The 24989-nt window shown below is 65.6% G+C and carries 27 protein-coding genes and 1 pseudogene; 20 read left to right on the top strand and 8 right to left on the bottom strand.

Annotated elements, in window-relative coordinates; genetic code table 11:
* Window positions 1-123: 123 nt before the first annotated feature.
* Genes G584_RS12175 through G584_RS0110300 form a run of 6 tightly spaced genes read left to right on the top strand, consistent with a single transcriptional unit; the run spans window position 124 to window position 4758 of the window.
* Complete coding sequence (locus G584_RS12175) at window positions 124-1296, top strand: extracellular solute-binding protein (protein ID WP_083964885.1); 1173 nt, start codon at window positions 124-126, stop codon at window positions 1294-1296.
* Window position 1297: 1 nt separating this feature from the next.
* Entirely contained in the window at window positions 1298-2188 is an 891-nt protein-coding gene (locus G584_RS0110320; protein WP_028494560.1) for a carbohydrate ABC transporter permease, read from the top strand.
* Complete coding sequence (locus G584_RS0110315; protein ID WP_028494559.1) at window positions 2185-3006, top strand: carbohydrate ABC transporter permease; 822 nt, start codon at window positions 2185-2187, stop codon at window positions 3004-3006. Before G584_RS0110320 ends, G584_RS0110315 begins: the two co-directional genes overlap by 4 nt.
* A complete protein-coding gene (locus G584_RS13100; protein WP_272595921.1) occupies window positions 3003-3137 on the top strand; it encodes a hypothetical protein in 135 nt (44 codons plus the stop codon). The genes G584_RS0110315 and G584_RS13100 overlap by 4 nt, the downstream gene beginning before the upstream one ends.
* A gap of 3 nt (window positions 3138-3140) precedes the next feature.
* Window positions 3141-3635, top strand: a complete 495-nt coding sequence (locus tag G584_RS0110305) for a MogA/MoaB family molybdenum cofactor biosynthesis protein (protein ID WP_028494558.1) — start codon at window positions 3141-3143, stop codon at window positions 3633-3635.
* Window positions 3628-4758 (top strand): aminotransferase class I/II-fold pyridoxal phosphate-dependent enzyme, encoded by a 1131-nt coding sequence (locus G584_RS0110300; protein WP_028494557.1) that lies wholly within the window; start codon window positions 3628-3630, stop codon window positions 4756-4758. The genes G584_RS0110305 and G584_RS0110300 overlap by 8 nt, the downstream gene beginning before the upstream one ends.
* Window positions 4759-4794: 36 nt before the next feature.
* Here the strand turns inward: G584_RS0110300 and G584_RS0110295 are convergent, their stop codons facing one another.
* The 5 genes from G584_RS0110295 to aceE are packed head-to-tail and all read right to left on the bottom strand — an operon-like array spanning window position 4795 to window position 11387.
* Entirely contained in the window at window positions 4795-6036 is a 1242-nt protein-coding gene (locus tag G584_RS0110295) for a bifunctional folylpolyglutamate synthase/dihydrofolate synthase (protein WP_028494556.1), read from the bottom strand.
* Between the two features lie 22 nt (window positions 6037-6058).
* Complete coding sequence (gene perR, locus G584_RS0110290; RefSeq protein WP_028494555.1) at window positions 6059-6454, bottom strand: manganese-dependent transcriptional regulator PerR; 396 nt, start codon at window positions 6452-6454, stop codon at window positions 6059-6061.
* A 42-nt stretch (window positions 6455-6496) separates the two neighbouring features.
* The gene (gene hemC / locus G584_RS0110285) at window positions 6497-7402 is read right to left on the bottom strand and encodes a hydroxymethylbilane synthase (protein ID WP_028494554.1); all 906 of its coding nucleotides are present in this window, start codon (window positions 7400-7402) and stop codon (window positions 6497-6499) included.
* Between the two features lie 40 nt (window positions 7403-7442).
* A complete protein-coding gene (locus tag G584_RS0110280) occupies window positions 7443-8699 on the bottom strand; it encodes a 2-oxo acid dehydrogenase subunit E2 (protein ID WP_028494553.1) in 1257 nt (418 codons plus the stop codon).
* Between the two features lie 21 nt (window positions 8700-8720).
* Complete coding sequence (gene aceE, locus G584_RS0110275) at window positions 8721-11387, bottom strand: pyruvate dehydrogenase (acetyl-transferring), homodimeric type (protein WP_051209255.1); 2667 nt, start codon at window positions 11385-11387, stop codon at window positions 8721-8723.
* 173 nt (window positions 11388-11560) lie between these two features.
* On the opposite strand from aceE, the gene G584_RS0110270 reads away from it, so the two are divergent.
* Window positions 11561-12418, top strand: coding sequence for a LysR family transcriptional regulator (locus G584_RS0110270; RefSeq protein WP_028494551.1), 858 nt, complete (start codon window positions 11561-11563; stop codon window positions 12416-12418).
* Here the strand turns inward: G584_RS0110270 and G584_RS0110265 are convergent.
* The gene (locus tag G584_RS0110265) at window positions 12415-12672 is read right to left on the bottom strand and encodes a hypothetical protein (protein WP_028494550.1); all 258 of its coding nucleotides are present in this window, start codon (window positions 12670-12672) and stop codon (window positions 12415-12417) included. The two genes, G584_RS0110270 and G584_RS0110265, sit on opposite strands and share 4 nt — an antisense overlap.
* Window positions 12669-12932, bottom strand: coding sequence for an FtsB family cell division protein (locus G584_RS0110260; RefSeq protein WP_028494549.1), 264 nt, complete (start codon window positions 12930-12932; stop codon window positions 12669-12671). Before G584_RS0110260 ends, G584_RS0110265 begins: the two co-directional genes overlap by 4 nt.
* A 230-nt stretch (window positions 12933-13162) precedes the next feature.
* Here G584_RS0110260 and G584_RS0110255 point away from each other — a divergent pair, with 230 nt between their 5' ends.
* Complete coding sequence (locus G584_RS0110255) at window positions 13163-13606, top strand: Fur family transcriptional regulator (protein ID WP_028494548.1); 444 nt, start codon at window positions 13163-13165, stop codon at window positions 13604-13606.
* A 43-nt stretch (window positions 13607-13649) separates the two neighbouring features.
* Here G584_RS0110255 and G584_RS0110250 read toward each other — a convergent pair whose 3' ends face one another.
* The gene (locus G584_RS0110250; RefSeq protein WP_418954020.1) at window positions 13650-15071 is read right to left on the bottom strand and encodes a leucyl aminopeptidase; all 1422 of its coding nucleotides are present in this window, start codon (window positions 15069-15071) and stop codon (window positions 13650-13652) included.
* Between the two features lie 6 nt (window positions 15072-15077).
* Between G584_RS0110250 and G584_RS0110245 the strand changes: the two genes are divergently transcribed.
* The 12 genes and pseudogenes from G584_RS0110245 (at window position 15078) to G584_RS0110195 (ending at window position 24687) form a co-directional block, all read left to right on the top strand.
* Entirely contained in the window at window positions 15078-15968 is an 891-nt protein-coding gene (locus G584_RS0110245; RefSeq protein ID WP_157626418.1) for a DUF1385 domain-containing protein, read from the top strand.
* Window positions 15965-16258 carry a nucleotidyltransferase family protein gene (locus G584_RS0110240; protein ID WP_028494545.1) on the top strand — a complete coding sequence of 98 codons (294 nt, stop codon included), beginning with the start codon at window positions 15965-15967 and terminating at the stop codon, window positions 16256-16258. Before G584_RS0110245 ends, G584_RS0110240 begins: the two co-directional genes overlap by 4 nt.
* Window positions 16251-16400: pseudogene (locus G584_RS12985) on the top strand (HepT-like ribonuclease domain-containing protein); the annotation flags it as partial. The gene G584_RS0110240 and the pseudogene G584_RS12985, both read left to right, overlap by 8 nt.
* A gap of 82 nt (window positions 16401-16482) precedes the next feature.
* Window positions 16483-16608, top strand: a complete 126-nt coding sequence (locus G584_RS12980; RefSeq protein ID WP_272595920.1) for a HepT-like ribonuclease domain-containing protein — start codon at window positions 16483-16485, stop codon at window positions 16606-16608.
* Window positions 16601-17719 carry a tRNA 2-thiouridine(34) synthase MnmA gene (mnmA, locus tag G584_RS0110230; protein WP_028494544.1) on the top strand — a complete coding sequence of 373 codons (1119 nt, stop codon included), beginning with the start codon at window positions 16601-16603 and terminating at the stop codon, window positions 17717-17719. Before G584_RS12980 ends, mnmA begins: the two co-directional genes overlap by 8 nt.
* Window positions 17720-17755: 36 nt before the next feature.
* Window positions 17756-18724 carry a PstS family phosphate ABC transporter substrate-binding protein gene (locus G584_RS0110225; protein ID WP_018110993.1) on the top strand — a complete coding sequence of 323 codons (969 nt, stop codon included), beginning with the start codon at window positions 17756-17758 and terminating at the stop codon, window positions 18722-18724.
* A 57-nt stretch (window positions 18725-18781) separates the two neighbouring features.
* Entirely contained in the window at window positions 18782-19684 is a 903-nt protein-coding gene (gene pstC / locus G584_RS0110220; RefSeq protein ID WP_018110994.1) for a phosphate ABC transporter permease subunit PstC, read from the top strand.
* Window positions 19677-20891, top strand: coding sequence for a phosphate ABC transporter permease PstA (gene pstA / locus G584_RS0110215; RefSeq protein ID WP_018110995.1), 1215 nt, complete (start codon window positions 19677-19679; stop codon window positions 20889-20891). Before pstC ends, pstA begins: the two co-directional genes overlap by 8 nt.
* Complete coding sequence (gene pstB, locus G584_RS0110210) at window positions 20885-21700, top strand: phosphate ABC transporter ATP-binding protein PstB (RefSeq protein ID WP_018110996.1); 816 nt, start codon at window positions 20885-20887, stop codon at window positions 21698-21700. The genes pstA and pstB overlap by 7 nt, the downstream gene beginning before the upstream one ends.
* A 10-nt stretch (window positions 21701-21710) precedes the next feature.
* Entirely contained in the window at window positions 21711-22883 is a 1173-nt protein-coding gene (locus G584_RS0110205; RefSeq protein ID WP_028494543.1) for an MFS transporter, read from the top strand.
* Complete coding sequence (gene recF, locus G584_RS0110200) at window positions 22884-23906, top strand: DNA replication/repair protein RecF (RefSeq protein WP_028494542.1); 1023 nt, start codon at window positions 22884-22886, stop codon at window positions 23904-23906.
* A gap of 19 nt (window positions 23907-23925) precedes the next feature.
* The gene (locus G584_RS0110195) at window positions 23926-24687 is read left to right on the top strand and encodes a DciA family protein (protein ID WP_028494541.1); all 762 of its coding nucleotides are present in this window, start codon (window positions 23926-23928) and stop codon (window positions 24685-24687) included.
* Window positions 24688-24989 lie beyond the last annotated feature (302 nt).

The following is a 24989-nucleotide window of genomic DNA, read 5'->3' as shown; positions in this document are numbered from 1 at the left end:
TCTCCCGCACCGCTTCCCTCAGCAAGATTCGCAAGGTATCCTGGTCCACGGGGCACCTCCTCGTGCTAAGGTGTGCCCCCCTATTAAACACGGACCCTTACACATAAATCCTTACACGACCCCATCACCTACTGGCAGTACGAGTTCCGCAGCAAGGTCGAGGCCATCAACGAGCTCATCCGCCGCTTTGAAGCCCAGAATCCCGGCATCAAGGTGGTTCACCAGACCTTCCCCTACGACGCTTTCCAGCAAAAGGTGGCCGCCGCTATCCCCGCGGGGCAGGGGCCGGACGTGGTGAACCTCTACTACGGCTGGGCTCCCACCTGGGTTAAGGCAGGATACTTGGTGCCCCTACCCGACGACTGGATGCGGCGCCTGGACCAGGACTTCGTGGCCATGGCCCAGGCCGCCAAGGTGGGGGGAAAGCTCTACGGGGTTCCCACCGCGGTGCGAAGCCTGGCCCTGTTCTACAACAAGGACCTCTTCCGTCAAGCGGGGATTGCCGGCCCCCCCAAGACCTGGGAGGAGTTCATCGCCGTAGGTCAAAAGCTAACCGTTAAACAGGGAGGGCGCTTCACCCAGATCGGCTACGGCATCGCCCCGGACGGGCAGGATCACCACCTGGTCCGGGAGGTCCTGGTGCGCCAGTTCGGGGGCAAGCCCTATTCCGACGATGGAAAACGAGTCCTCTACCAGGGAGAGGCCGGGCTTAAGGCCCTGAGCTTCTACACCGACTGGGTACGCAAACACGAGATCGGGATCCCTGGCTTCTTCCCCGGTAACAACGGCTATCGCGATGGGTTCATCGCAGGCAGGATCGCCATGATCATCGACGGATCCTTCGCCATCGGCACCATCCAGCAAGGGGCCCGTTTCAACTGGGGAGTGGCGGAGCTACCCCTAGAGCGACCAGGGGGACGGAAGGCCAACTTCGGCTCCTTCTGGATGCACGGCCTCACCCCATTGGCCACCGGGCCCAAGCGGGAAGCCGCGCTCCGGTTTCTCGCCTTCATCACCTCCGAGGAAACCCAGCGCTACTGGTTGGAAAAAGTGGGGGAGCTTCCCGCCAGCAAAAACCTGATCCGGGATCCCAAGCTCTCCTTACACCCCATCTACGGCCCCTTCGTGCTGAGCCTGGCCTACGCCAAGGCCACCCCCTTTGTGGACGAAGCCGCTCAGCGCAAGGTGATGGTGGACGCCATCAACCGGGTCCTGCTCCAGGGCATGGACCCCGCCCAGTCCCTGAGGCTGGCCGCGGAGGAGGAGCAAAAGATTCTGGATCAGTTCTGGAGGTAGGGTGCGGCTTACCCTGGCCTGGCGGGAAGCCCTATGGGCCTTTGTGTTTTTGGCCATTCCCCTGGCTTTTTTCCTCTACTTCCGCATCCTTCCCGCCTTCCAGGCCCTTTGGCTTTCCCTATACGAGTGGCACGCAGACCCCTCCCAGAGGCGCTTTGTGGGCCTCGAGCACTACGCCCGGCTCCTCGAGGACCCTGTTCTCCGCCGGGCTCTTTTCAACACCCTCCTCTATACCCTTCTGGGAATCCCAAGCCAGATCGCCTTGGGCCTCGTCATCGCCTTGCTTCTCCAGCGGGTACCCTTTGGCCGCGACTTCTTCCGGGCCATCTACTTCGCCCCCTACGTGACCCCGGCGGTGGCCGTGGCCTGGGTGTGGAGCTGGATGCTTTCCCCGCACTTCGGGCTGGTCAACGAGCTACTGGCCCTTTTGGGAATCCCCCCGCAGCCCTTTTTGCAAAGCCCCAGCCAGGCCCTACCCACCGTGACCTGGGTGGTGGTGTGGCAGAACCTGGGCTTCCAGGTGGTCCTCTTCCTGGCGGGTCTGGAAAGCATCCCCCGGCAGTACTACGAGGCTGCCCGCATAGATGGCGCGGAGGGATGGCGGCTTTTCCGCCACATCACCTGGCCCCTATTGAACCCCGTTCTGGTCTTCTCCGTGGTCATCGGAACCATTGGCTACCTGCAGCTTTTCACCCAGGTGGTGAACCTGAACTTTACCGACCAAGGGGGACCTTTGAACAGCACCCTAACCCTGGCCCTCTACATCTACCAGCTGGCCTTCTTGCGCTTCCAGCTAGGGTATGCCGCAACGGTCACCGTCCTCCTCTTTGCCCTCATCCTCCTGATCACCCTGGTGCAGCTTAAGCTCCTCACCCGGAGGGTGGAGCTATGAAGGCGAAAAACCGCCTTACGGGTTTTCTGGTTCTCCTTCTCCTCCTCTTGGGCGGCAGCGTCATGGTTCTCCCCTTCCTCTGGATGGTGCTCACCTCCTTCAAGCCCTTCCCCGAACTCTTCGAGCTCAGATTCCTTCCCCGGGAGCCCACCCTAGAGAACTACCGGGTGGTCCTCGGGGAAACAGGGTTCATGCGCTGGTTTGGAAACAGCCTCCTGGTGGCCTCCCTCACCACCCTTTCCGTGCTGTTCTTCGATAGCCTCGCAGGCTACACCCTGGCCCGGCTCCGATTTCCCGGGAAGAACCTGGTCTTTATCCTCATCCTCTCCACCTTGATGGTCCCCACGGAGATGCTGGTCATCCCCTGGTATGTGATGAGCGCGGAGAAGGGCTGGATCAACACCTACTGGGGGCTCCTCTTTCCCGGTCTCATCACCGCCTTCGGGGTCTTCCTCATGCGGCAGTTCTTCGAAACCCTGCCCCAGGACCTGTTCGACGCCGGAAGGATGGATGGGCTCTCCGAGTTCGGCGTGTTTTGGCGGATTGGCCTGCCCCTGGTGCGCCCAGCCCTGGCCGCCTTGGGGATCTTCACCTTCCTGGGCAACTGGAACGCCTTCCTATGGCCCCTCATCGTGGTCCAAACCCCGGAGATGCGCACCCTTCCCGTGGGCATCGCCCTTTTCTCCGGGGAAGCGGGCACCGCCTGGAACCTGATCATGGCGGCCTCGAGCCTTGCGGTGCTACCGGTTCTTTTGGTCTTTTTCTTCTTCCAGCGGCAGATCATCGAGGGAGTGGTCCTCACCGGGGTGAAGGGATGAGGGAAGAGCTTCAGCAGGTCCTCAACCTCCTCCACCTCCCCCGCCGGGGAAGCGCCATCCCCCTCGAGGCCGAAGCCTTTCGCCGCTTGCGCACCCTTTTGCAAAGGGTCTTCCACGGGGTAAGCTCTTGACAAATGTTCCGCGTGGGCATCCTGACCGTATCCGATAAGGGCTCGAGGGGGCAACGGGAGGACACCACCCACCTGGCCATCCGCGAGGCCCTAAAGGGAGGGCCCTTCGAGGTGGCGGCTTACGAGATCGTCCCCGATGAGCCTCCCCTGATCAAGAAGGTCATCCGGCTCTGGGCCGACCGGGAGGGCCTGGACCTCATCCTCACCAATGGGGGCACGGGCCTGGCCCCCCGGGACAAGACCCCCGAGGCCACCCGGGAGCTACTGGACAAGGAGGTGCCGGGCCTTGCCGAGCTCATGCGCCTTAAGGGCCTGGAGAAAACCCCCATGGCTGCCCTTTCCCGGGGCCTCGCGGGGGTAAGGGGAAAAAGCCTCATCCTGAATCTGCCGGGAAGCCCCAAGGGAGCCCGGGAATCCCTGGAGGCGGTGCTTCCCGTCCTGCCCCATGCCCTAAGCCTCATCACCGGCAAGGCCTGGCGGGAGGGGCACCATGAGTAGGGTTCCTGAAGCCTCGGTCTTCCTGGTGGTGGATGAGGCCAAGAGAAAGGCCCGGGAGAAGGGGATCCGCCTTATCGACCTCTCCATCGGCTCCACCGACCTCCTGCCCCCTTCCGAGCCCCTCGAGGCCCTGCGGGAAGCCCTTTCTGACCCCAGCACTTACGGCTACTGCCTGAAAAGCTGCACCCTTCCCTTTTTGGAGGAAGCCTCCCGCTGGTACCAAGGCCGCTACGGGGTACGCCTGGACCCCAGGCGGGAAGCCCTGGCCTTGATCGGCAGCCAGGAGGGCCTGGCCCACCTCCTTCTGGCCCTCACCGAGCCCCAAGACCTCCTCCTCCTGCCCGAGGTGGCCTACCCCAGCTACTTCGGCGCTGCCCGGGTGGCCTCCCTAAGGACCCACCTCATCCCCTTGCGGGAAGACGGCCTGGCGGATCTCTCCCAGGTGCCGGAAAGCATCTGGAAGGAAGCCAAGGTCCTCCTCCTCAACTACCCCAACAACCCCACGGGGGCCCTGGCGGACTGGGGCTACTTTGAGGAGGCCTTGGCCCTGGCGGAAAGGCATGGGCTTTGGCTGGTCCACGACAACCCCTATGTGGACCAGGTCTACCAGGGGGAGGCCCCCTCCCCCCTGGCCCTTCCCGGGGCCAAGGAACGGGTGGTGGAGCTCTTTAGCCTCTCCAAAAGCTACAACCTGGCAGGCTTCCGCCTGGGCTTCGCCCTGGGGAACGAGGAGGCCATAGCCCGGCTGGAAAGGGTGAAGGGGGTCATGGACTTCAACCAGTACGCCGGAATCCTGCGCATGGGGATCGCCGCCCTTAAGACCCCTAGGGAGGTGACCCGGGGCTTCGCCCAGGTCTACCAAAAGCGGGCCCTGGGAATGGCGGAAGCCCTTAAAGGGGTGTTAGACCTCCTCCCTCCCAGGGCCACCATGTACCTCTGGGGGAAGCTTCCCCAGGGGGTGGATGACCTGGAGTTCACCCTAAGCCTGGTGGAGCGGGGCGTGGCCGTGGCCCCGGGGAGGGGGTTCGGCCCTGGGGGAAGGGGACACGTGCGGATCGCCCTGGTGCAACCCATGGAGACGCTACAGGAAGCCGCCCGCATCCTGCGGGAGGCCCTGGACTGATACCACCCTACCCCGGCTTCGCCCGGTGGGGTGGTGTTACTGCCACCTTTCCTCCGGGGGAAGCCCCAAAAGGGCCCGCTTCACCTCCCCCACCAGGTAGAGGCTCCCCGCCACCACCACCCGGTTCTCCAGGGTGAAGGCCCTTTCCACGGCCTTTAAGGGTTCTTCCTCCACCAGGGCCCCCGGGAAGAGGGGGAGGAGGGCCCTGGGGTCTTGGCTTCTAGGAGAGGCGTAGCGGGTGAGGACCACCGGCCCCAACCCCTTAAGGGCCTCGGCCATGGCCCGGTGGTCCTTCTCCCGGCTGAAGCCCAGGACCAAGGCGGCAGGCAGAAGCCCGTGGAAGCGAAGGGCTTGCCGCAAGGCCCAGGCCCCTTCCGGGTTGTGGGCCCCATCCAGGAGGAGCTCCCTCCCCCCGGGCCAAGGAAGGCGCTCCAGCCGCCCCGGGTTCTCCGCCCGAAGGAGGCCCTTTTCCACCGCCTCCCAACCCGCCCCAAGGAGCCTTCCCGATACCGCCGCCAGGGCCAGGTTTTCCGCCTGGTGGGGGCCAAGAAGCCGCGTGCGGAAGGTCCTCTCCTCCCCCCGGATCCGCAGGCGGAAGGCCAGGCCCTCTCCCAAAGCCTCCACCCCGAGAAGGGAAAACTCCTCCCCCAAAACCCAAAGGGGGGTGCCCATAGTCCGGGCCCTCTCCCGAAGCTCCTCTAGCCCCTCCCCCCTGGCGGCGGTGAGGGCCGGCACCCCCTTGCGGAAGATCCCCGCCTTCTCCCGGGCCACATCCCTCAGGGTGGGGCCCAGGATCTCCAGGTGGTCGTGGCCGATGTTGGTCACCACAGAAAGCTGGGGCTCCGTGGCGTTGGTGGCGTCAAAGCGCCCCCCCAGGCCCACCTCGAGGACCGCAAACTCCACTCCTTCCCGGGCAAAGTGGAGGAGGGCAAGGGCGGTGGCCACCTCAAAGAAGGTGGCCTCCAAGGATTCAGCCTGGGGACGGATCTCCTCCAGAAGGGAAAGAACCGCCTCCTGGCCTATGGGTCGGCCCTGGATGGCCACGCGCTCCCGGAAGTCCACCAGGTGGGGGCTGGTGTAAAGCCCCACCCTTAAGCCCGCCTCCTCCAGGATGGCCGCCAAGGCCCGGGCCACGGTCCCCTTACCGTTGGTTCCCCCAACGAGGGCCACAGGGTAAGCCTCCTGGGGATTCCCCAGGCGGGCAAGGAGAGCCAGGATGCGCTCCAGCCCCGGCTTCACCCAGCCCTGCCGGGCGTAAAGCCAGGCCAAGGGTTCCATCAAGATGGCCCTCCGGGCCGACCTAGCCCTTAAGGGCTGCCTTGCAGGTGGGGCAGAGGCCCTTGTAGGTGACCTCCACCTCCCTTACCTCCAGCTGGGGGTAAGCCTCCTGGACGGAAGTGAGGAGGTCGGGAAGGTCCACCTCCAGGTCCACGATGGCCCCGCACCCCTGGCAGACCAGGTGCAGGTGGGGGTGCAGGTTGGCGTCGTAACGGGTGGCCTCCCCCGCCTTGGTGATGGGGATGAGGTAGCCCTCCTCCACCAGGGCCTCGAGGGTGCGGTAGATGGTCCCCAGGCTCACCTTGGGCACCACCTTGCGCACCTCCTGGTAGATCCAGGCGGCATCGGGGTGGTTGTGGGCCCTCTTCACCACCTCCAAAACAGCCTTACGCTGGCGGGTCAAGCGCTTAAGCGCCATCTACCCCACTATACCCTAGGCCGGGGGAAAACTCCAGCAAACCTATCGGGTTTGGGCAAGAATCTCCCGCCCTCCCTGCTCCAACACGTCCTGGGCCAGCTCCAACCCCAGCTCCTCGGCCTCGGAGGCGTCGCCTTCGATCTCCGCCCGGATGAAGCTCTTGCCGTCGGGGGTGAGGACCATCCCCTCGAGGAGGAGGGTGCCGTCCTCCGCCACCTGGGCCAAGGCCCCCACCGGGGCCAGGCACCCAGCCCCAAGGCCCTTCAAAAAGGCCCGCTCCGCCCGCACCCGGTCGTGGGAAGGATGGTGGTGAAGGGCGTAGCAGAGCTCCTCCGCCAGATCGTCCCCCTGGCGCACCTCCAGGGCCAAGGCCCCTTGGCCGGGAGCGGGAAGCATCACCTCGGGTTCCAGGAACTGGTCGATGCGGTTGCGCAGATCCAGCCGGATGAGCCCCGCCGCCGCCAGGATGATCCCGTCATACTCTCCATTCCCCAAGGCAGCCAGCCGGGTGTCCACGTTGCCCCTCAGGTCCTTCACCACTAGGTCCGGGCGGTAGGCCAAAAGCTGGGCCTTGCGCCTTATGGAGCTCGTTCCCACCACAGCGCCTTCAGGGAGGTCCTCGAGGCGCTTATACACCTTACCCAAGAAGGCGTCCCGGGGGTCCTGCCTGCGGGGTATGGCGGCGATCTTGAGCCCCGGGGGTTCCTCCGTGGGGAGGTCCTTCAGGGAGTGCACGGCGATGTCGATTTCCCGGGAAAGAAGCGCCTCCTGAAGCTCTTTAACGAAGATGGCCCGCTCCGTGGGGCTCGCCCCCTGGTCCCCCCGGGTCTTGATGGTCTTCACCTTGAACTCCGCCTCAGGCCAGCTTTCCTTAAGACGCTCCACCACAAAGCGGGTCTGGGCCAGGGCCAAGGCGCTGCCCCGGGTTCCCACCACGATGACGCGCATACTTTCCCATACTACACGAGAACCCGGGGCCGGCCACCCCCTATTCCAAGGCCAGGCCCAAAGGATCCTCCAGAAGCTGGGCCAGATAGCGGCAGAAGCGGGCTGCCTCAGCCCCATCTATAAGGCGGTGGTCGTAGGTGAGGCCGTAGGGCATGATGAGGCGGGGCTGGAAGGCTTCCTTCTCCGGATCCCACACCGGCTTCATCTGGGAACGAGAAACCCCTAAAATGGCCACCTCCGGCCAGTTCACGATGGGGGTGAATCCGGTGCCGCCAATCCCCCCCAGGTTGGAGAGGCTGAAGGTGCCTCCCTGCATCTCCTCCGGCGTGAGCTTCCGCTCCCGGGCCCGTTCGGAAACTTCCTGAAGCTCTTTGGCCAGGCGCAGAACCCCCTTTTGGTCCACATTCCGGATCACCGGCACCAGGAGGCCATGGGGGGTGTCCACCGCTACCCCGATGTGCACGTAATCCTTGTAGATGATCTCCCCCCTTTCCACATCGATGGAGGCGTTGAACTTGGGGAAGGCTTTCAGGGTCAAGGCCAGGGCCTTGAGGAGGAAGGCGGTGAGGGTGAGCCGAAAGCCCCTTTCCTCCGCCCGCTTGGCGTAGCGTTTTCTTAAGCCCTCCAGCTCGGTGATGTCCGCCTCGTCAAAGTGGGTGACCATGGGCACCTGGGCCCAGGCTTGAGCCATGGCCCTCAAGGTGGCCTTGCGAACCCCGCTCATGGGCTCGGTGCGCACCGGGCCCCAGCGGCTGAAATCGGGGAGCCTGGGAGTCGGGAGGGGGCTTATGGCCTCCGCCGGCAGGGAAGGGGGAACCTGGCCCGCGGCCCGCCTCACATCCTCGGCGGTGATGCGCCCCGCAAGGCCTGTACCCCTCACCTGACGGATGTCCACCCCGAGCTCCCGGGCCAGGCGCCGCACCGAGGGAGCAGCCGGGATGAGCCGGCCTTCCTCCTGCCCTACCGGGGCCGGCGAAGGGCTAGGGGCTCCTGAAGGAGGTGCTGCCTGGACCTTCTCCTCCCTGGGTGGAGGGGGCACCTCCTGGGGCGAGGGAACCCCCACCTCCCCAGCCTCCAGCTCCAGGAAGGGTTGCCCGGGACGCACCTCGTCCCCTACCTTCACCAAAACCCGCTTCACCACCCCGCCCGCCTCGGCAGGGACCTCCATCACCGCCTTGTCGGTTTCCAGTTCCAAAAGGGGGTCCCCCGGGGCCACCCGGTCCCCCTCCTTCACCAGCACCCCCACCACCGTGGCGGCGCTCACGTTATCGCCCAGTTCGGGAAGCCTCAGCTCCATCTTGCCCTCCAGAATACCCCCTTACCTCCTGTGAGGCGGAGTCTCCAAAAGCTCGAGCCCAAGCTCCTTCCGGGCCTTGACCAAGGTCTTAGCCGGCACCTTGCCCTCCTCGGCCAAAAGGGCAAGGGCCGCGTAGGCGATGTGCCGGGCATCCACCTCAAAGAAGTCCCTTAGGGCCTCCCGGGTATCCGAGCGGCCAAAGCCATCCGTGCCCAGGGCGCAGAAGGGCCGGTCCAGATACCCTCGTATGAGGTTAGGCAGGGCCTTGAGGTAGTCGGTGGCGGCCACCACGGGGCCCTCGTGACCCTCCAAAACCTCGGCCACATAGGGCTTACGGGCCTTCCCCAAAAGCCTCCGTTCCCTTTCCGCCTCTATGGCGTCCATGTAGAGGGCCTTGTAGCTGGTGGCGCTCCACACATCCGCCACCACCCCGTAGCCCTTAAGGAGCTCCTGGGCCTTCACCGCCTGGGGCAGGATGGGCCCCGAACCCAGAAGCTGCACCCTGGGGCCCTCCCCCTCCCCCGGACGGAAGAGGTAAAGGCCCTTGAGAATCCCCTCCTTCACCTTCTCCCTGGGCTCGGGCATGGGGGGGTGGGGGTAGTTCTCGTTCTCGATGGTGATGTAGTAGAAGACATCCTCCCCCTCCCGGTACATGCGCCTAAGGCCGTCCTCGAGGATCACGGCGAACTCGTAGGCAAAGGCGGGGTCGTAGGCCAAGAGGTTGGGAGCGGCCAGGGCGTAGATGTGGCTTTGCCCGTCCTGGTGCTGCAAACCCTCCCCCTCCAGGGTGGTCCGCCCGGCGGTGGCCCCAAGGAGGAAGCCTCTGGCGCGTTGGTCGGCCGCCGCCCAGACCAGGTCCCCAATGCGCTGGAGGCCGAACATGGAATAGGTGATGAGGAAGGGAATGGTGGGGATGCCCCAGTGGGCGTAGGCGGTACCGGCAGCAATGAAGTCCGCCATGGCCCCCGCCTCGGTGATGCCCTCCTCCAGGATCTGGCCTTCCTTGCTCTCCTTGTAGGCGGTGAGGGTGCCGGCGTCCACAGGGATGTAAAGCTGTCCCTGGGGGGAGTAGATGCCCACCTGGGCGATCAAGGCCTCCATGCCGAAGGTACGGGCCTCGTCGGGGACGATGGGAACGATGAGCCTGCCGATCTTGGGATGCCGGAGGAGCTTGGCCAGGATGCGCACGAAGGCCATGGTGGTGGAGATCTCCCGTCCCCCCGTGCCCTCGTAGAACTCCTGGAAGAACTCCTCTCCCGGCACCTCGAGGCCCCCGGTAAACCGCACCCGGCGCTCAGGGATAAACCCTCCCAAGGCCCTCCTGCGCTCCAGAAGGTACCTCACCTCGGGAGAGTCCGGCCCCGGGTGGTAGTAGGGAAGCTCGGAAAGCTTCTCCTCCGGGACGGGGATACCCAAGAAGGTCCGGGCCTCCTTCAGGTCCTCCTCGGTGAGCTTCTTCACCTGGTGGGCCACGTTTTTGGCCATGGCCGTGGGCCCCATGCCGTAGCCCTTGATGGTGCGGGCCAGGATGACCACGGGGCTTCCCTTGTGCTCCACCGCCGCCTTGTAAGCGGCATAGATCTTCACCAGGTCGTGCCCACCCCGGCTCCGGGTGAGCTCATCCAACTCCTCGTCGCTCATGCCCTCGATGAGCCGCTTGAGCTCGGGGGTGTTGAAGAAGCGCTCCTTGAGCTCCTTGGCCCCAAAGGCGGCGTACCGCTGGGACTCCCCGTCCACCAGGGCCTCAAACCGCCTCAGGAGGTGGCCCTCCTTATCCTTGGCCAAAAGCCGGTCCCAAGCAGAGCCCCAGACGATCTTGATCACCCGCCAGCCCGCACCCCTATAGAGCCTTTCCAGCTCCTGGATGATCTTGGAGTTGCCCCGCACCGGCCCGTCCAGGCGCTGCAGGTTGGCGTTTACCACGAAGATGAGGTTGTCCAGGTTCTCCCGGGCCGCCAGGTGCAAGGCCCCCACGGTTTCCGGCTCGTCGTGCTCCCCGTCCCCCAAGAAGGCCCAGACCTTGGCGCTGCTCCTGGGCTTCAGACCCCGGTCCTCCAGGTAGCGCATGAAGCGGGCCTGGTAGATGGCCTGGATAGGGCCAAGGCCCATGGAAACCGTGGGGAACTCCCAGAAATCCGGCATCAGCCAGGGATGGGGATAGCTGGAAAGCCCCCGGCCACCCGGAACCGGAGGGTGCACCTCCCGGCGGAAGTTCTCCAGGTCCGCCTCGCTTAGCCTTCCCTCCAGAAAGGCCCGGGCGTAGATGCCGGGGGAGGAGTGGCCCTGGAAAAAGACCAGGTCCCGGTCCAATCCCGCCTCGGGCCCGCGGAAGAAGTGGTTGAACCCCACCTCGTAAAGCTCGGCGATGGAGGCGTAGGTGGAGATATGCCCCCCGATCCCCTCCGCCTTCTTGTTGGCCCGGGTGACCATCATGGCCACATTCCAACGGAGGATGTTGACGATGCGCCTCTCCAGCTCGAGGTCCCCGGGATAAGGGGGTTCCTGCTCCTTAGGGATGGTGTTCAGGTAGGGGGTGGAGAGGCGGTTTTGAGGGGAGAAGCCCTGGAGGTAAAGGAACTCGTCCAGAAGGCGCAAAAGCTCCTCCACCCTGGCGAAGCCTTCCACCCGGAGCACGTACTCCAAGGACTCCCGCCACTCCCGGTTTTCCTCCTCCCTGAGCCGGGCCATTTCCTCTGGGGAAAGGGCCTCTAGGGCCTGCCTGAGCACATCCGCATTCACCGCCGTCAACCTCCCCCCTTTTGCGCAAAACTACACTACACCGACTCCTTTCCCAGTCTGGGGCAGACGGGGCCCTTTGTCCAATAGAAAAGCCTGGGGCGTGATGATAAGCTAACCTTATCATGGACCTGCGCCGCCTGCGGCTTTTCCTTCTTCTGGCCGAGGAGAAAAACTTCCACCGGGCGGCAGAGAAGGCCTACCTCTCCCAGCCCGCCCTTTCCCAGCAGATCCAGGCCTTGGAGCAGGAGCTAGGGGTGAAGCTCCTGGAACGCAGGCCCTTCCGCCTTACCCCGGCGGGGGAGGTGCTGGTGCGGGAGGGCCGACAGCTTCTGCAGGAGGTGGAGGCCTTAAAGGCCCGGGTGCGGCGTGCGAATCGGGAGGAACTCCGCTTCGGGGTGCCGGAAAACCTCCTTCCCGACCTCATGCCCCTTTTGGACCACCTGCGCCGGGGCTTAGGCCAACCGGTGGAGATCCTGGAGATGCACACCCCCGAGCAGGTAAAGGCCCTTAAGGAGGGCCAGCTGGACTACGGCCTGGCGGGGCTTAGGGTGGAGGACCCCGTCATCGGCCAAGAACCCCTCCTACAGGTACCCATCGTGGTGGCCCTGCCCGAGGGGCATCCCTTGACCTCGAGGGAACGGGTGCCCCTCAAGGCCCTCAAGGAGGAGCCCTTCCTCCTCCTCCCCAAGGAAACCCTCCCCCCCCTTTACGAGGCCTTCATGGAGGTGTTCCGCCGGGCGGGTTTCACGCCCCGGGTGGCCCGGGAAGTGGCCCGGTTTTCCCAGGCGGTAAGCCTGGTGGCCGCCGGGGTAGGGGTCTACCTCACCCTAGCCCCTTACCGGGTCTTTCCCCATCCCGGAGTGGTGCTCAAGCCCCTAGAGGAGGAGGCTGCCTTACAGGTCTCCCTCATCTACCGCCTCACCCCTCCACCCCCTAGGCTTTTGGAGGTGCGGGAACTCCTCAAAGCCCTGGTCCTCTAAGCCTGCAGGCCAGGGGCATCCGCCTCCCCCCAGGCCAGCTCCACCAGGCCGATAAGCTCCTCCACCGGCAGGCCGTAGTCGCGGGAAAGGCGCGTGATCTCGTGCCCAATCCTTCTCAGGTGGGCCAGCTGGGAAGGGCTGGCCTCCTGTGCCAGATCCAAAAGCCAGGAAAGAAGGGTTTCCGCTTCCTCATCGGTGAGGCCTTCGGTCAGGGCCTCATCCTCCAGAAAGAGTGCCGCCGGGTCCTCCCTCATCGCCTCCTTAGTATCTCCTCTTGCCGCACAAAACCCAACCTGCGGACCAGGGCCTCGAGGTAAGCGGGATCCTTGGCCGCCTTCACCTCGGCCTCTAGGCGGGCCACCCGGGCCTCCGCCTGACGCAGGGCTTCCTCCAGCCTGGCCCGCTCCCGGGCGAGCTCATACGCCCTAATCCCCTCTTGGCCTAAAAGGAAAAGGGCATGGGCCAAGCCCAGGGCGAAGACCAGGTGCAGGATACGGTAGATGGGCCGGTCCAAGATGGACCCATTATACCGCGGACGACCCCTTCCCCTGGGATCCCCAGCCCCCCTGGATAAGGGGCACGGCGTGATGAAACAAATCCGGAACTCCATCCAAACTTGGGGAGCAACACCTAGGGAAAACCCTTCCCAAAAGGGGAGGGGTAGTCTATACCATCCTTCGGCTATTTTAGGTGTTGCATTTGCACATAGCCTGTGTATACTGGAACTGGAAGGAAGGAGGAGCCATGCCAAGGATGAGGGAAAAGGAAAACTACCGGGCGCGGCTAAAGGCGGTTGGTCTCAGGCACACCCTGCCCCGCGAGCGGATTCTAAGCTACCTAGACCGCAAGAACGTCCACCCCACCCCCGAGGAGCTCTACAACGGCCTTAAGAAGCGGGGCTACGACATCGGCCTCTCCACCGTATACCTGAACCTCCACGTCCTTCGGGAGCACGGCCTCATCTACGAGTTCCGCGACCCCAAGGGCCTGACCCGTTACGACGGCTACAACGAGCCCCACGTGCACCTAGTCTGCACCTCCTGCGGAAAGGTGGAGGACCTCCTCTTGAAGAACCTGCCGGAGCTCGACCTCTCCCAGGCGCAAAAGGCTGCCGCCGAAAAGTCCGGCTGGTCTTTGGAGAACTTCCGGCTGGAATTCCGAGGGCTTTGCCCCAACTGCCAGGAGTAGGGGTTCCTCTAGGCTCCCACCCTGCCCTCGAGCAGGGTGGTTTTTAAACCTTGCCCAGTCCTTGGACCACATTGAGGATCGTCCTGACCCCAAACCCTGTGCCCCCCTCAGGACCTAAGGCATGGGCCTTTTTGGCGAAGGCCGGCCCGGCGATATCCAGGTGCACCAGGGGCACGGTCACGAACTCCGCCAGGAAAAGGGCTGCGGTGATGGCCCCGCCGTTCCGGTCCCCCACGTTCTTAAGATCGGCCACGGGGCTTTTCAGCTTCTCCCGGTAAGCCTTCTCCAGGGGCAGGGGCCAAACCTTCTCCCCCGCCTTCTTCGCCGCCTCTTCCACCTGCTTCCCCCAGGTTTCCTCCGTGGCGAACAGGGCGGCCACCTCCTCCCCCAGGGCCACCACCGCCGAGCCCGTGAGGGTGGAAAGCTCCAGGATCCGCTTGGCCCCCTGGCGTTCCGCATAGGCCAAGGCATCCGCCAGGGTGAGCCTTCCTTCGGCGTCGGTGTTCATCACCTCCACCGTCTTCCCGGAAAGGGTCTTGAGCACATCCCCAAGCCGGTAGGCCCGGCCGGAGATCAGGTTCTCGCAGGCGGCGATGTAGCCCCGGATCTCCACGGGCAGGCCCAGGAGGGCGGCGCTCTTCATGGCTCCGAGGACCGCCGCTCCCCCTGCCATATCCCCCTTCATGGTGGCCATGCCCTCCGTGGGCTTGAGGGAGTAGCCCCCGGAGTCAAAGGTGAGCCCCTTGCCCACCAGATCCAACCTTTCCCGGGCGCCTTCGGGAGCATAGCGCAAGGCGATGAAACGGGGCGGGTTCTCCGAGCCCTGGGCCACCGCTAGGAAAGCCCCCATGCCCAAAGCCTGGATGGCCCCCTCGTCCAGAACCTCCACTTCTACCCCGAAGGCCTTAAGGGAAAGGGCCGCCTCCGCCAGGGCCTCCGGGGTGAGGACGTTGGGAGGCTCGTTCACCAGGTCACGGGCCCAGTAAACGCCTTCCGCCACCTTCTTCGCCCTTTCCACCTCCTCCGGGTTAGCCCCGGAAAGCTGGATGGTCACGGGCTTTTCCTCCTTGGAAGCCTTGTAGCGGTCAAAGCGGTACGCCCCCAAGAGAATCCCTTCCGCCAGGGGATAGGCCTCGAGGGCCTCCACCAGAACCTCGGGGAAGGATAGCTTCCCAAGAACCTGGGCCAGCCTTCCCCCCGTGGCCCGGGGATCCTCGTCCAGGCCGAAGAGGAGGAAATGCCCCTCGGGGGTGGAAAGCAAGAGGTTCTCCCCCGCCTCCCCCTTGAACCCTGCCCCGGCCATGGCCTGGCGGAGAAGCCCTCCCAGGCGGACGTCCAAGGCCTCCCCTTGAGGGGTAAGCTCCCCCTTCTTAACCCACACCACCTTCAAAGGAGCCTTACCCTCCGCCAACGTGGCCTCTAAAGCATGCAAGGTGATCACGCCTGGAAGATACCACGCCCTCATGGCAGAATGGAAAGGATGTGGTCTCTCTTGCTCGCCAAGCAGGTGGCCCTGGGGGGTTCAGCGGCCCTCGAGGGGGTGATGATGAAGGCTCCCTGGGCCTGGGCCCTGGCGGTGCGCCTTCCCGATGGCCAAATCCACGTGGAGCGCCACGAGGAGCCCGCCCTAAGCCAGCGCTACCCCTGGGCCAAGCTCCCCTTGATCCGGGGGGTGGTGGCCCTCTGGGATGCCCTTTCCGTGAGCTACCGAGCCCTGGCCCGCAGCGCCGAGCTGGCGGGGGAGGAGGAGGTGCCCAAGGGGGCCCTCTGGGGCACGGTGGCCTTCAGCCTCCTCCTGGGGATTGCCCTTTTCATCGTGCTTCCCGGCTTCCTCTCCGGACTTCTGGTGGACGCGGCCCGCTTCCCCGTGCTCTACAACCTGCTGGCCGGCCTCCTCAAGGTGGGGATCCTGGTGGGCTACCTCCGCTTTATCGGACGCCTGCCGGAGATCAAACGCTTCTTCATGTACCACGGGGCGGAGCACAAGGCCATCCACGCCTTTGAAAAGGGGCTTCCCCTCACCGTGGAAAACGTCATGGCCCAGCCCCGCTTCCACCCCCGGTGCGGCACCACCTTCCTCGCCTTCGTCATCGTGGTCTCCATCCTGGTCTACAGCCTCATCCCCGCCCCGGAGGTGCTCTGGTGGCGGCTACTGGCCCGGGTCCTCTTCCTGCCGGTGGTGGCGGCCTTGGCCTTTGAGCTCCTCTACTTCTCCGCCCGGCACAACGATCCCGTTTCCCTGGTCTTGAGGGAGCTGGGCTTCCGCTTCCAGGCCCTCACCGTGGCCGAGCCCACCCCCGAGATGGCGGAGGTGGCTATAAGGAGCACGAAGGCTGTCCTGGGCGAACGGGTGGTGGCATGAGCCTTTCAGAAATCCTCACCCTCCTCGAGGCTCACCGCGAAGAGCTTCACAGGCGCTTTGGGGTTAAGGGCATCGCCGTCTTTGGCTCGTACGCTCGGGGTGAGGAAAGACCCGGGAGCGACCTAGACCTCTTGGTGGAGCTGGAGCGGCCCCTGGGGTGGGAGCTGGTGGACCTTAAGGCCTACCTGGAAGAGATGCTGGGCATTCCCGTGGACCTCTTGACCACGGGCGCCTTAAGGCAAAATCCCCTCCTTCGGGAAGCCGTAGAAGGAGACCTGGTGTATGTCTAAGCGCCAGCTCCGCCTTTACCTGACGGATATGCTTCAGGCCATAGGTCGCATAGAGCGTTATCTGTCTGGCCTGGACCGGGACGCTTTTTTGGAAAGCGACCTCCACCTGGATGCGGTAACGCGCAATCTGGAAATCCTGGGCGAAGCGGCCCGCCACCTTCCCGAAGAGATCAAGAGCCGCTACCCGGAGATTCCCTGGCGCCCGGGTGGTGGGTTTGCGCAACGTGGTGGCCCACCAGTACTTCGCCGTGGATCCCGAGGTGGTCTGGACCATCGCCAAGGAACAAGTACCCACGCTGAAGGAAACCCTTCAGCGTATGCTGCAGGAGGTGGACGAGCGTAATGCCTAAGGTCTTGGTAGCCATGTCCGGGGGCGTGGACTCCTCCGTCTCCGCCTACCTCCTGAAGGAGGCGGGGTACGAGGTGGTGGGGGCCATGATGCGCTTCTGGCCCGAGGAGCCCCCAAGGCCCACCCTGGATATCCCCCACAAGGGGCGGGCCTGGGAAAGCTGCTGCACCCCCGAGGCCGCCTACGAGGCCCGCAGGGTGGCGGAGATCCTGGATATCCCCTTCTATCTCTTGGATTACCGGGAGACCTTTGAGGAGGAGATCATCCAGCCCTTCCTGAAGGACTACGCCCAAGGCCGCACCCCCAACCCCTGCGCCCGCTGCAACACCTTCGTCAAGTTCGGGGCCCTCCTCAAGCAGGCCCAGCGCCTGGGCCTGGACTATGTGGCCACGGGGCACTACGTGCGCCGGGAGGGGGAAAGCCTTCTCCGGGGAATAGACCCCCTGAAGGACCAGAGCTACTTCCTCTGGGGAACCCCCAAGGAGGCCCTTCCCCACCTCCTCTTCCCCGTGGGGGGGATGACCAAGGCTGAGGTGCGGGCCCTGGCGGAAAGGGCCGGGCTTCCCACCGCCAGGAAGCCGGAAAGCCAGAACCTCTGCTTCGTGGCCGGGGACCTGAAGGAGTTCCTGAGGGAAAGGCTCGAGGTCCGCCCCGGTCCCCTGGTGGACGCCCTCACCGGGGAGGTGGTGGGAGAGCACCAAGGAGCAAGCCTCTACACCATCGGCCAGCGAAAGGGCCTCGGCCTGTTCAAGCCCCACCTGGAGCGGTACGTGGTGGGTGTGGACCCCCTGGCCAACGTGGTCTACGTGGGACCCAAGGAGGCGGCCCTGTGGGGGGGCCTCGAGGGCGAGGCGCTGAACCTTCTGGCCGAGCTCCCCGAGGAGGTGGAGGTGCAGGTACGCTACCGCACCCCCCCGGTGCGGGCCCGGGTGGAGTCCCTGGCCCCCCTGCGCCTCCGCTTCCAGACCCCCGTCTTCGCCGTGGCCCCGGGGCAGAGCGCCGTCCTCTACCAGGGGGAGAGGCTTATTGGAGGCGCGGTGATCCGTCAGGGGCTTTACAACGCGGCGGGCCTTGACCTGGGCCTGAAGGGGAGGGCCTTGACCTTCTCCTGACAAAGGGCTGGCAGAGTACGGGTGGGAGGTTTGGAGATGAAGAAGCAAGCGGTCCTCTTGGCGGTCCTGAGCCTGGCCGGGGCGGCTTTGGCCCAGATCCGGGCCGATGGCTCCTCCACCGTCTACCCCATCACCCAGGCGGTGGCGGAGGAGTTTGTGACCCGAAACCCCCAGGTGAGGATCTCCGTGGCCTTCTCCGGCACCGGGGCGGGGTTCCAGAAGTTCTGCCGGGGGGAGACGGACGTCCAAAACGCCAGCCGGCCCATCCGCAAGTCGGAGCTGGAGGCCTGCCAGAAGGCGGGAATCCAGTTCATTGAGATCCCCGTGGCCTACGATGCCCTCTCCATCCTGGTGAACCGGCAGAACACCTGGGCCCAGTGCCTGACCACCGCCCAGCTCAAGTCCATCTGGGAGCCCAACGCCAAGGTGAACTACTGGAAGGACCTGAACCCCGCCTGGCCCAACCGCCGCATCGTCCTCTTCGGGGCGGGCACGGACTCTGGCACCTTTGACTACTTCACCGAGGCCATCATGGGCCGGGCTGGTTCCATCCGCAAGGACTACTTCCCCTCCGAGGACGACAACGTGATCATGCGGGGGGTCACGGGCAACCCCTACGCCATGGCCTTCGTGGGCTTCGCCTACTACGAGGAGAACAAGGACAAGGTCCGGGCCCTGGCCGTGGACGGGGGCAAGGGGTGCGTGGCTCCCAGCCGGGATAGCGTGCTAAACGGCACCTACCTGCCCCTCTCCCGGCCCCTTTTCATCTACGTGAACCTGAAGAGCCTGGAGCGCAAGGAGGTGCGGGACTTCGTGGACTTCTACCTCTCCCCCGCCGCCCGGCGGGCCATCCGCTCCACGGGGTACGTGGAGCTGCCCGACGAGGCCTACCGCATCGGCCAGGGCCTGGTGGCCCGCAAGAAGACGGGGAGCTTCTTCACGGACCTGCCCCCTGGCACCCCCCTGGCCAAGTTCATTGAGGAGCTGCGGAAGGAAGTGCAGTAGCCCCGCTGACCCCTGGGGGTGGGGGAGTTTCCCCCACCCCCTTAGAATGGGAAAGGCATGGAGATCCTGAAGCAAAGGCCCTCGAGGAACCCCAAGGAGGTGCTCACCTTCGCCCTCCTGGTCTTCCTCTCCTCCATCACCCTCCTCACCACCCTGGGGGTGATCCTGAGCCTGGTAGGGGACGTGGCCCAGTTCTTCCGCCGGGTGCCCCTCACGGAGTTCCTCTTCGCCCCCGAGTGGACCCCCCTCTTCGCCGACCCCCGCTACGGCATCAGCCCCCTCATCGCCGGGACCTTCCTGGTCACCCTCATCGCCCTCCTGGTGGCCGTGCCCCTGGGCCTGGCCCTGGCCATCTACCTCTCGGAGTACGCCTCCGGGGCCGCCCGGGCCCGCATCAAGGGCACCCTGGAGCTCTTTGAGGGCATCCCCACCGTGGTCTTCGGCTACTTCGCCCTGCTCTTCGTCACCCCCCTGCTGCAACGGGTCATCCCTGACCTGAACATCTTCAACCCCCTCTCCGCCGGGCTGGTGATGGGCTTCGCCATCATCCCCTACATCTCCAACGTGGCCGCCGACGCCATGGAGTCCGTGCCCCGCTCCATCCGCGAAGCCGCCTACGCCCTGGGGGCCAGGCCCTACGAGGTGGCCCTGCGGGTGGTCTTCCCCGCGGCCATCTCGGGCATCATCGCCGCCATCATCCTGGCCACCAGCCGGGCCATCGGCGAGACCATGATCGTGGCCATCGCCGCCGGCCAGCGGCCCATCCTCACCCTGGACCCGCGGGAGACCATCGCCACCATGACCAGCTACATCGTCCAGGCGGCCACCGGGGACCAGCCCACCGGCTCCACCGGCTTCTACGCCCTCTTCGCCGTGGGCTTCACCCTCTTCCTCCTGACCCTCTTCCTCAACATCCTGGCCCAGTACGTGGTGGAACGCTACCGGGAGCGATATGAATAGGACCCTATCCTCCCCTTCCCCCGAAGCCTTCGGCACCGACCCCTGGAAGACCCGCATTGACCGGACCTTCGCCCGGGCCCTGGTCCTGCCCCTGGTGCTGGCCATCGGCCTCCTCGTCCTCCTCCTGGGGGACACCCTCTACCGAAGCGTCTCCGTGCAGGTGGTGCGGGCGGACGAGGGCCCCGGCAGGACCTACCCCTTCGGCCTCGCCGCCACGGAGGTCCTGCGGCAGGAGCTTCTGGCCCGGGGGTACACGGAGGAGGAGGCCCGCTCCCTGCTCCAAGACCCCACGGAACGGCGGGTCCTCTTCCTGCAGAACCGGGTGGAGCTCATGTGGAACACCCAGGAAGGCCCCTTCCGCTACGTGGTCACCGGCCTTAGGGACGAGCGCGTGGCCGACTTCTCCCTCCTGGAGGGCCTGAGGCGCTGGGAGGAGCTCAAGGCCGGCCTGGGGGAAGGGGAGCGGCTTGTCCTCAACCCCTGGCTGGACCAAAGCTTCCTCACCCGCACCCCCTCCCGCTCCCCCCTCACCGCGGGGATTGGGGTGGCCATCTGGGGTACGATCTGGGTCCTCTCCCTAGCCCTCCTCATCGCCATCCCCGTGGGCATCGGCACGGCCATCCTCCTGGAGGAGTACCTGCGGGAGGGCACCCTAAACCGCATCCTCGAGGTCAACCTGCGCAACCTGGCCGGGGTGCCCTCCATCGTCTACGGGCTTCTGGGCCTGGCCATCTTTGTGCGGGAGATGGGCCTGGGGCCCACCATCCTCTCCGCTGCTCTGACCCTGGGGCTTCTTGGCATCCCGGTGATCGTGGTAACCGCCCGGGAGTCCCTGCGGGCCGTGCCCGAGTCCCTGCGCCAGGCGGCCTTCGCCCTGGGGGCCACCCGGCGGCAGGTGGTCTTCCGGGTGGTGGTGCCCGCGGCCCTGCCGGGGATGGTCACCGGGGTCATCCTCTCCGCCGCCCGCCTGATCGGCGAGGCCGCCCCTCTCCTCCTGGTGGGGGCCGCCGCCTACGTGCCCTTCTACCCCACGGGGCCCCTGTCGGAGTACACGGTGATCCCCGTGCAGATCTACCTCTGGGTCTCCATGAACATCCCCGAGTTCGCCCGGGTGGCGGCAGCAGGGATATTGGTCATGCTCCTGGTGCTCTCGGGCCTCTACTTCCTGGCCCTCTACCTGAGGAACCGCTTTAGGAGGGAATGGTGAGTCTGGAAATGCTCAAGGAACACGAGACGGTGCGCACCGCGCCCGTCTCCGAGGCCGAGGCCCTGGTGGACGTGCGGGGCCTGAGCCTCTGGTACGGTAAGAAGCAGGCCCTTTACGACATCTCCGTGCGCTTCCCCCGGAACCAGGTCACGGCCATCATCGGCCCCTCGGGGTGTGGGAAAAGCACCCTCCTGCGCTCCCTCAACCGCATGAACGACCTGGTACCCGGGGTACGGGTGGAGGGGGAGGTCCTCTACGAGGGGGTGAACATCTACGACCCCCGGGTGGACCCGGTGGCCGTGCGGCGGCACATCGGCATGGTCTTCCAGAAGCCCAACCCCTTCCCCAAGACCATCTTTGAGAACGTGGCCTTCGGCCTGCGGCTCATGGGGGTCAAGGGCAGCGAGCTGGAGGACCGGGTGGTGGAGGCCCTGAAGCGGGCCGCCCTGTGGAACGAGGTGCAGGACCGCTTCAAGAAGGAAAGCGGCCTCAGGCTCTCCGGCGGGCAGCAGCAGCGGCTCTGCATCGCCCGGGCCATCGCCGTGGAGCCCCCCCTCCTCCTCATGGACGAGCCCACCAGCGCCCTGGACCCCATCGCCACCCAGGCCATTGAGGACCTCATCCAGGAACTCAAGACCCGCTACACCGTGGTGATCGTCACCCACAACATGCAGCAGGCCGCCCGGGTCTCCGACCGCACCCTCTTCATGCACCTGGGGGTGCTGGTGGAGGAGGGCCCCACGGAGGTCCTCTTCACCAAACCCAAACACCCCTACACCGAGGCCTACATCACCGGCCGCTTCGGCTAAACTCTGGGGCATGTCCCCCCTTGGGCTGCTCTTCCTCACCCTTTTCAACAGCGTTCTGGGGCTTTCCATCCTCTTCCCCATCCTGGGGCCCCTGGGGCGGGAGCTGGGCCTGAGCGAGGTCCAGGTGGGGCTTTTCTCCACGGGGTACGCCCTCATGCAGTTCCTGCTCGCCCCCTACTGGGGAAGGCGGAGCGAAGGGGGGCGCAAGCCCGTCCTCCTCCTGGGCATCCTGGGGTTTGCCGTAAGCTTCCTCCTCTTCGGCCTCTTCGCCCTCCTGGGGACAAGGGGGCTCCTTCCACCCGAGCTCCTGTTTCCCCTGCTCCTCCTGGCCCGCCTCCTGGGGGGGGCCTTCAGCTCGGCCACCCTGCCCACGGCCCAGGCCTACGTGGCGGACGTAACGGGGCGGGAGGGTCGCACCGCGGGCATGGCCCTCTTGGGGGCTGCCTTCGGCCTGGCGGTCATCCTGGGGCCCGCCTTGGGGGCGGGGCTTGCCGCATGGCTTGGCCTCCTGGCCCCGGTGTTCTTCTCCTCCGGCATCGCCTTCCTCAACGCCCTCTTCGTGGCCCTGGTCCTGCCGGAGTCCAGGCCCCAGGGATCGCAGGAGGCGGGGTACCTTTCCCCCTGGGATGGAAGGGTCTTCCCCCTTCTCCTCCTGGGGTTTTCCCTGAACCTTTCCGGGGTGGCCCTCGAGCAGACCATCGCCTTCTACTTCCAAGACCGCCTCGGGCTTTCGGGGGTGGAAACCGCCAGGAGCGTGGGGCTTGCCCTGGTGCTTTACGGCTTTGTGGCGGTCTTCATCCAGGGTTTCCTGGTGCGGCGCTTCTCCTGGCCGCCTAGGACCCTCCTCCTCCTGGGGCTACCCGTGGGCATCCTGGGCTTTCTCCTTTTGGTGGTGGCCCATGGCTTTCCCCTTTTGGCCCTGGGCCTGGCCCTGCAGGGGGCGGGGGCGGCCCTGGCGGGGCCGGGGGTCACCGCCGCCCTCTCCCTGGCCGTGGGGGAAGGGGAACAAGGCCTGGTGGCAGGCTTGAACGCCTCCGCCCAGGCCCTGGGCCGGATGCTCGGGCCTGTTCTGGGTACAGGCCTCTACCGGCTTTCCCCTGAGGCCCCCTACCTCCTGGGGGCTACCCTCCTCCTCGTGGCCCTCCTCGCCCTTCCCCTCCTCTTTCGCCGGGCAAGGATCTAGATGCGGCTCCTCGTCTTCCGCCAGAGGAACTTCCGCAACCTGGCCTTTTCGGCCTTCCAGCCCCCTCAGGGCCTTTTCGCCCTGGTGGGAGGGAACGCCCAGGGGAAGACCAGCCTCCTCCTCGGCATCCACCTGGCCCTTGGAGGCGAGGTCCGGGCTTCCCTGGCCGACCTGATCCGTTTCGGAGAGGAGGAAGCCTGGCTGCAGGCGGAGGTGGAAACCGAGCTGGGTCTATACCGGATCGAGCAACGGCTCCGGCCGGAGGGAAGGGAGATCGTGCTGAACGAGAAGGCGGTGAGCCTAAGGGCTCTCCACGAGCTTCCGGGCTCGGTCCTGGTCCTGCCTGAGGACGTGGAGGTGGTGCTGGGAAGCCGGGAGGAGAGGCGGGCCTTTCTGGATCGCCTGATCGGGCGCTTCTCCCGCCGGTACGCCGCCCTTCTTTCCGCCTACGAAAAGGCCCTGCGCCAGCGAAACGCCCTTTTGAAGGCCGGCGGGAACGGGCTTTCCGTATGGGATCAGGAGCTGGCCCGCTACGGCACGGAGATCATGGCCTTTAGAAGGCGCTTCTTAAAGCGGTTCTTGCCCATATTCCAATCCGTCCACCGGAGCCTGGCCCCGGGGGAGGTGGGGCTTCTTCTGGAGGAAACCGCCCCGGGGGATCTCCTCGAGGCCCTAAGGACCCGGAGGGAAGAGGAGCTGGCCCGGGGGCAGACCCTGGTGGGCCCCCACCGCGACGACCTGGTCTTCCTGCTCTCAGGCCGGCCGGTCCACCGCTTTGGAAGCCGGGGGGAAGCCAAAGGGGTGGCCCTGGCCCTGCGCCTGGCCGAGCACCGCCTGCTTTCCGAGCACCATGGGGAAGCCCCCCTTCTCCTGGTGGACGAGTGGAGCGAGGAGCTGGACGAGGGCAAACGGCAGGCGGTTCTGGCCTATACCCGCACCCTACCCCAGGCCATCCTGGCGGGGCTTTGGGCCCCCGAGGGGGTGCCGGTATGCTGGGTGGAAGGAGGGGTGGTCCTATGCTGACCCTCCCGGGAGGGTGGGCATGCCCTGGCGGCTTAAGGAAGTGATCCCCGAGGCCCTCAAGAAGGCCGGAGGGAAGGAAAAGCTGAAGCGGGGTCTGGTGCTGGCCGCCTGGCGGGAGGTGGTGGGCAGGGAACTTGCCCAGCTCAGCGAGCCCCTGGCCCTCGAGGGGGGTGTCCTCACCGTGCGCGTGGCGGACCCCGTCACCGCCCACCAGCTCACCTATAGCCGCCTGGCCCTTTTGCGACGCTACGAGGAGCGGTTTCCAGGGGTGGTGAAGGAGATCCGCTTTGTGGTGGGGCCCCTGGAGAAGGAGCCAGAGGCCCCCAAAACCCCGGAAAACCCCGAGCGCCTCCTATGGGCAAGCCGCCGGGCTCTGGAGCTGGCGGAAAAAGCCCCCCTGGAGCTACGGGAAAAGGTAGCCCGGGCCGCCCTGGCCCTTTTGCAAAAGGATCGGGGCGAGCCCTGCCCCATCTGCGGAAGCCCCAGCCCCAAGCATCCCTGCCCCACCTGCCGCCGCCTTCTGGAAAGCCCCTGGGTGCGCAAGGAGGCGGAGCGCCTCAAGCGGGGCCGGCCCACGGGCCTCGAGGGGGAAGCCCTCCTGGTGGCTCGGCACCTGGCCAGACAATCCCTTCTCAGCGAGATGGAAGCCCTTTACCCCCAGGCCTTACGGGACGAAACCCTACGTCCTCTACTCCGGGACCTGGCCCAGCGCTTCCGGACCCTCTTTCCTGGGGACACCCTGCCCGAGGCGGTGCGGAGCCTCCTCGCCAAGGAAGCCTAAAGCCCTCAAAGCATCTTCCCCCCTCGCTACCGAGGGGGGAAGTTTTGTGTTTCCATCGTGGTGGGCGGCAGAGGATTTGAACCTCTGACCTCTCGCTTGTAAGGCTTACATTCCACCCCCACTTCACCCTCGGCACACTTTGACAGGTGGCAACAGAACGGCATCTATGCCCGATGAGCAGGTCGTGTCAAGAGTTATGTGTAAGAGTCTGTGTACGGGGGGCATACCGCTCCTGAAGCATCTTCTCCAGCACCTCCTTCACCTCCGAGAACCCCTTTAGTTTCCGTTCTGCCCACCTCCCT

Origin of the sequence: Thermus antranikianii DSM 12462 (genome assembly GCF_000423905.1) — a bacterium.
Lineage (GTDB): Bacteria > Deinococcota > Deinococci > Deinococcales > Thermaceae > Thermus > Thermus antranikianii.
The sequence above is the reverse complement of the archived record's forward strand: the minus strand, read 5'-3'. Positions and strand labels throughout refer to the sequence as shown.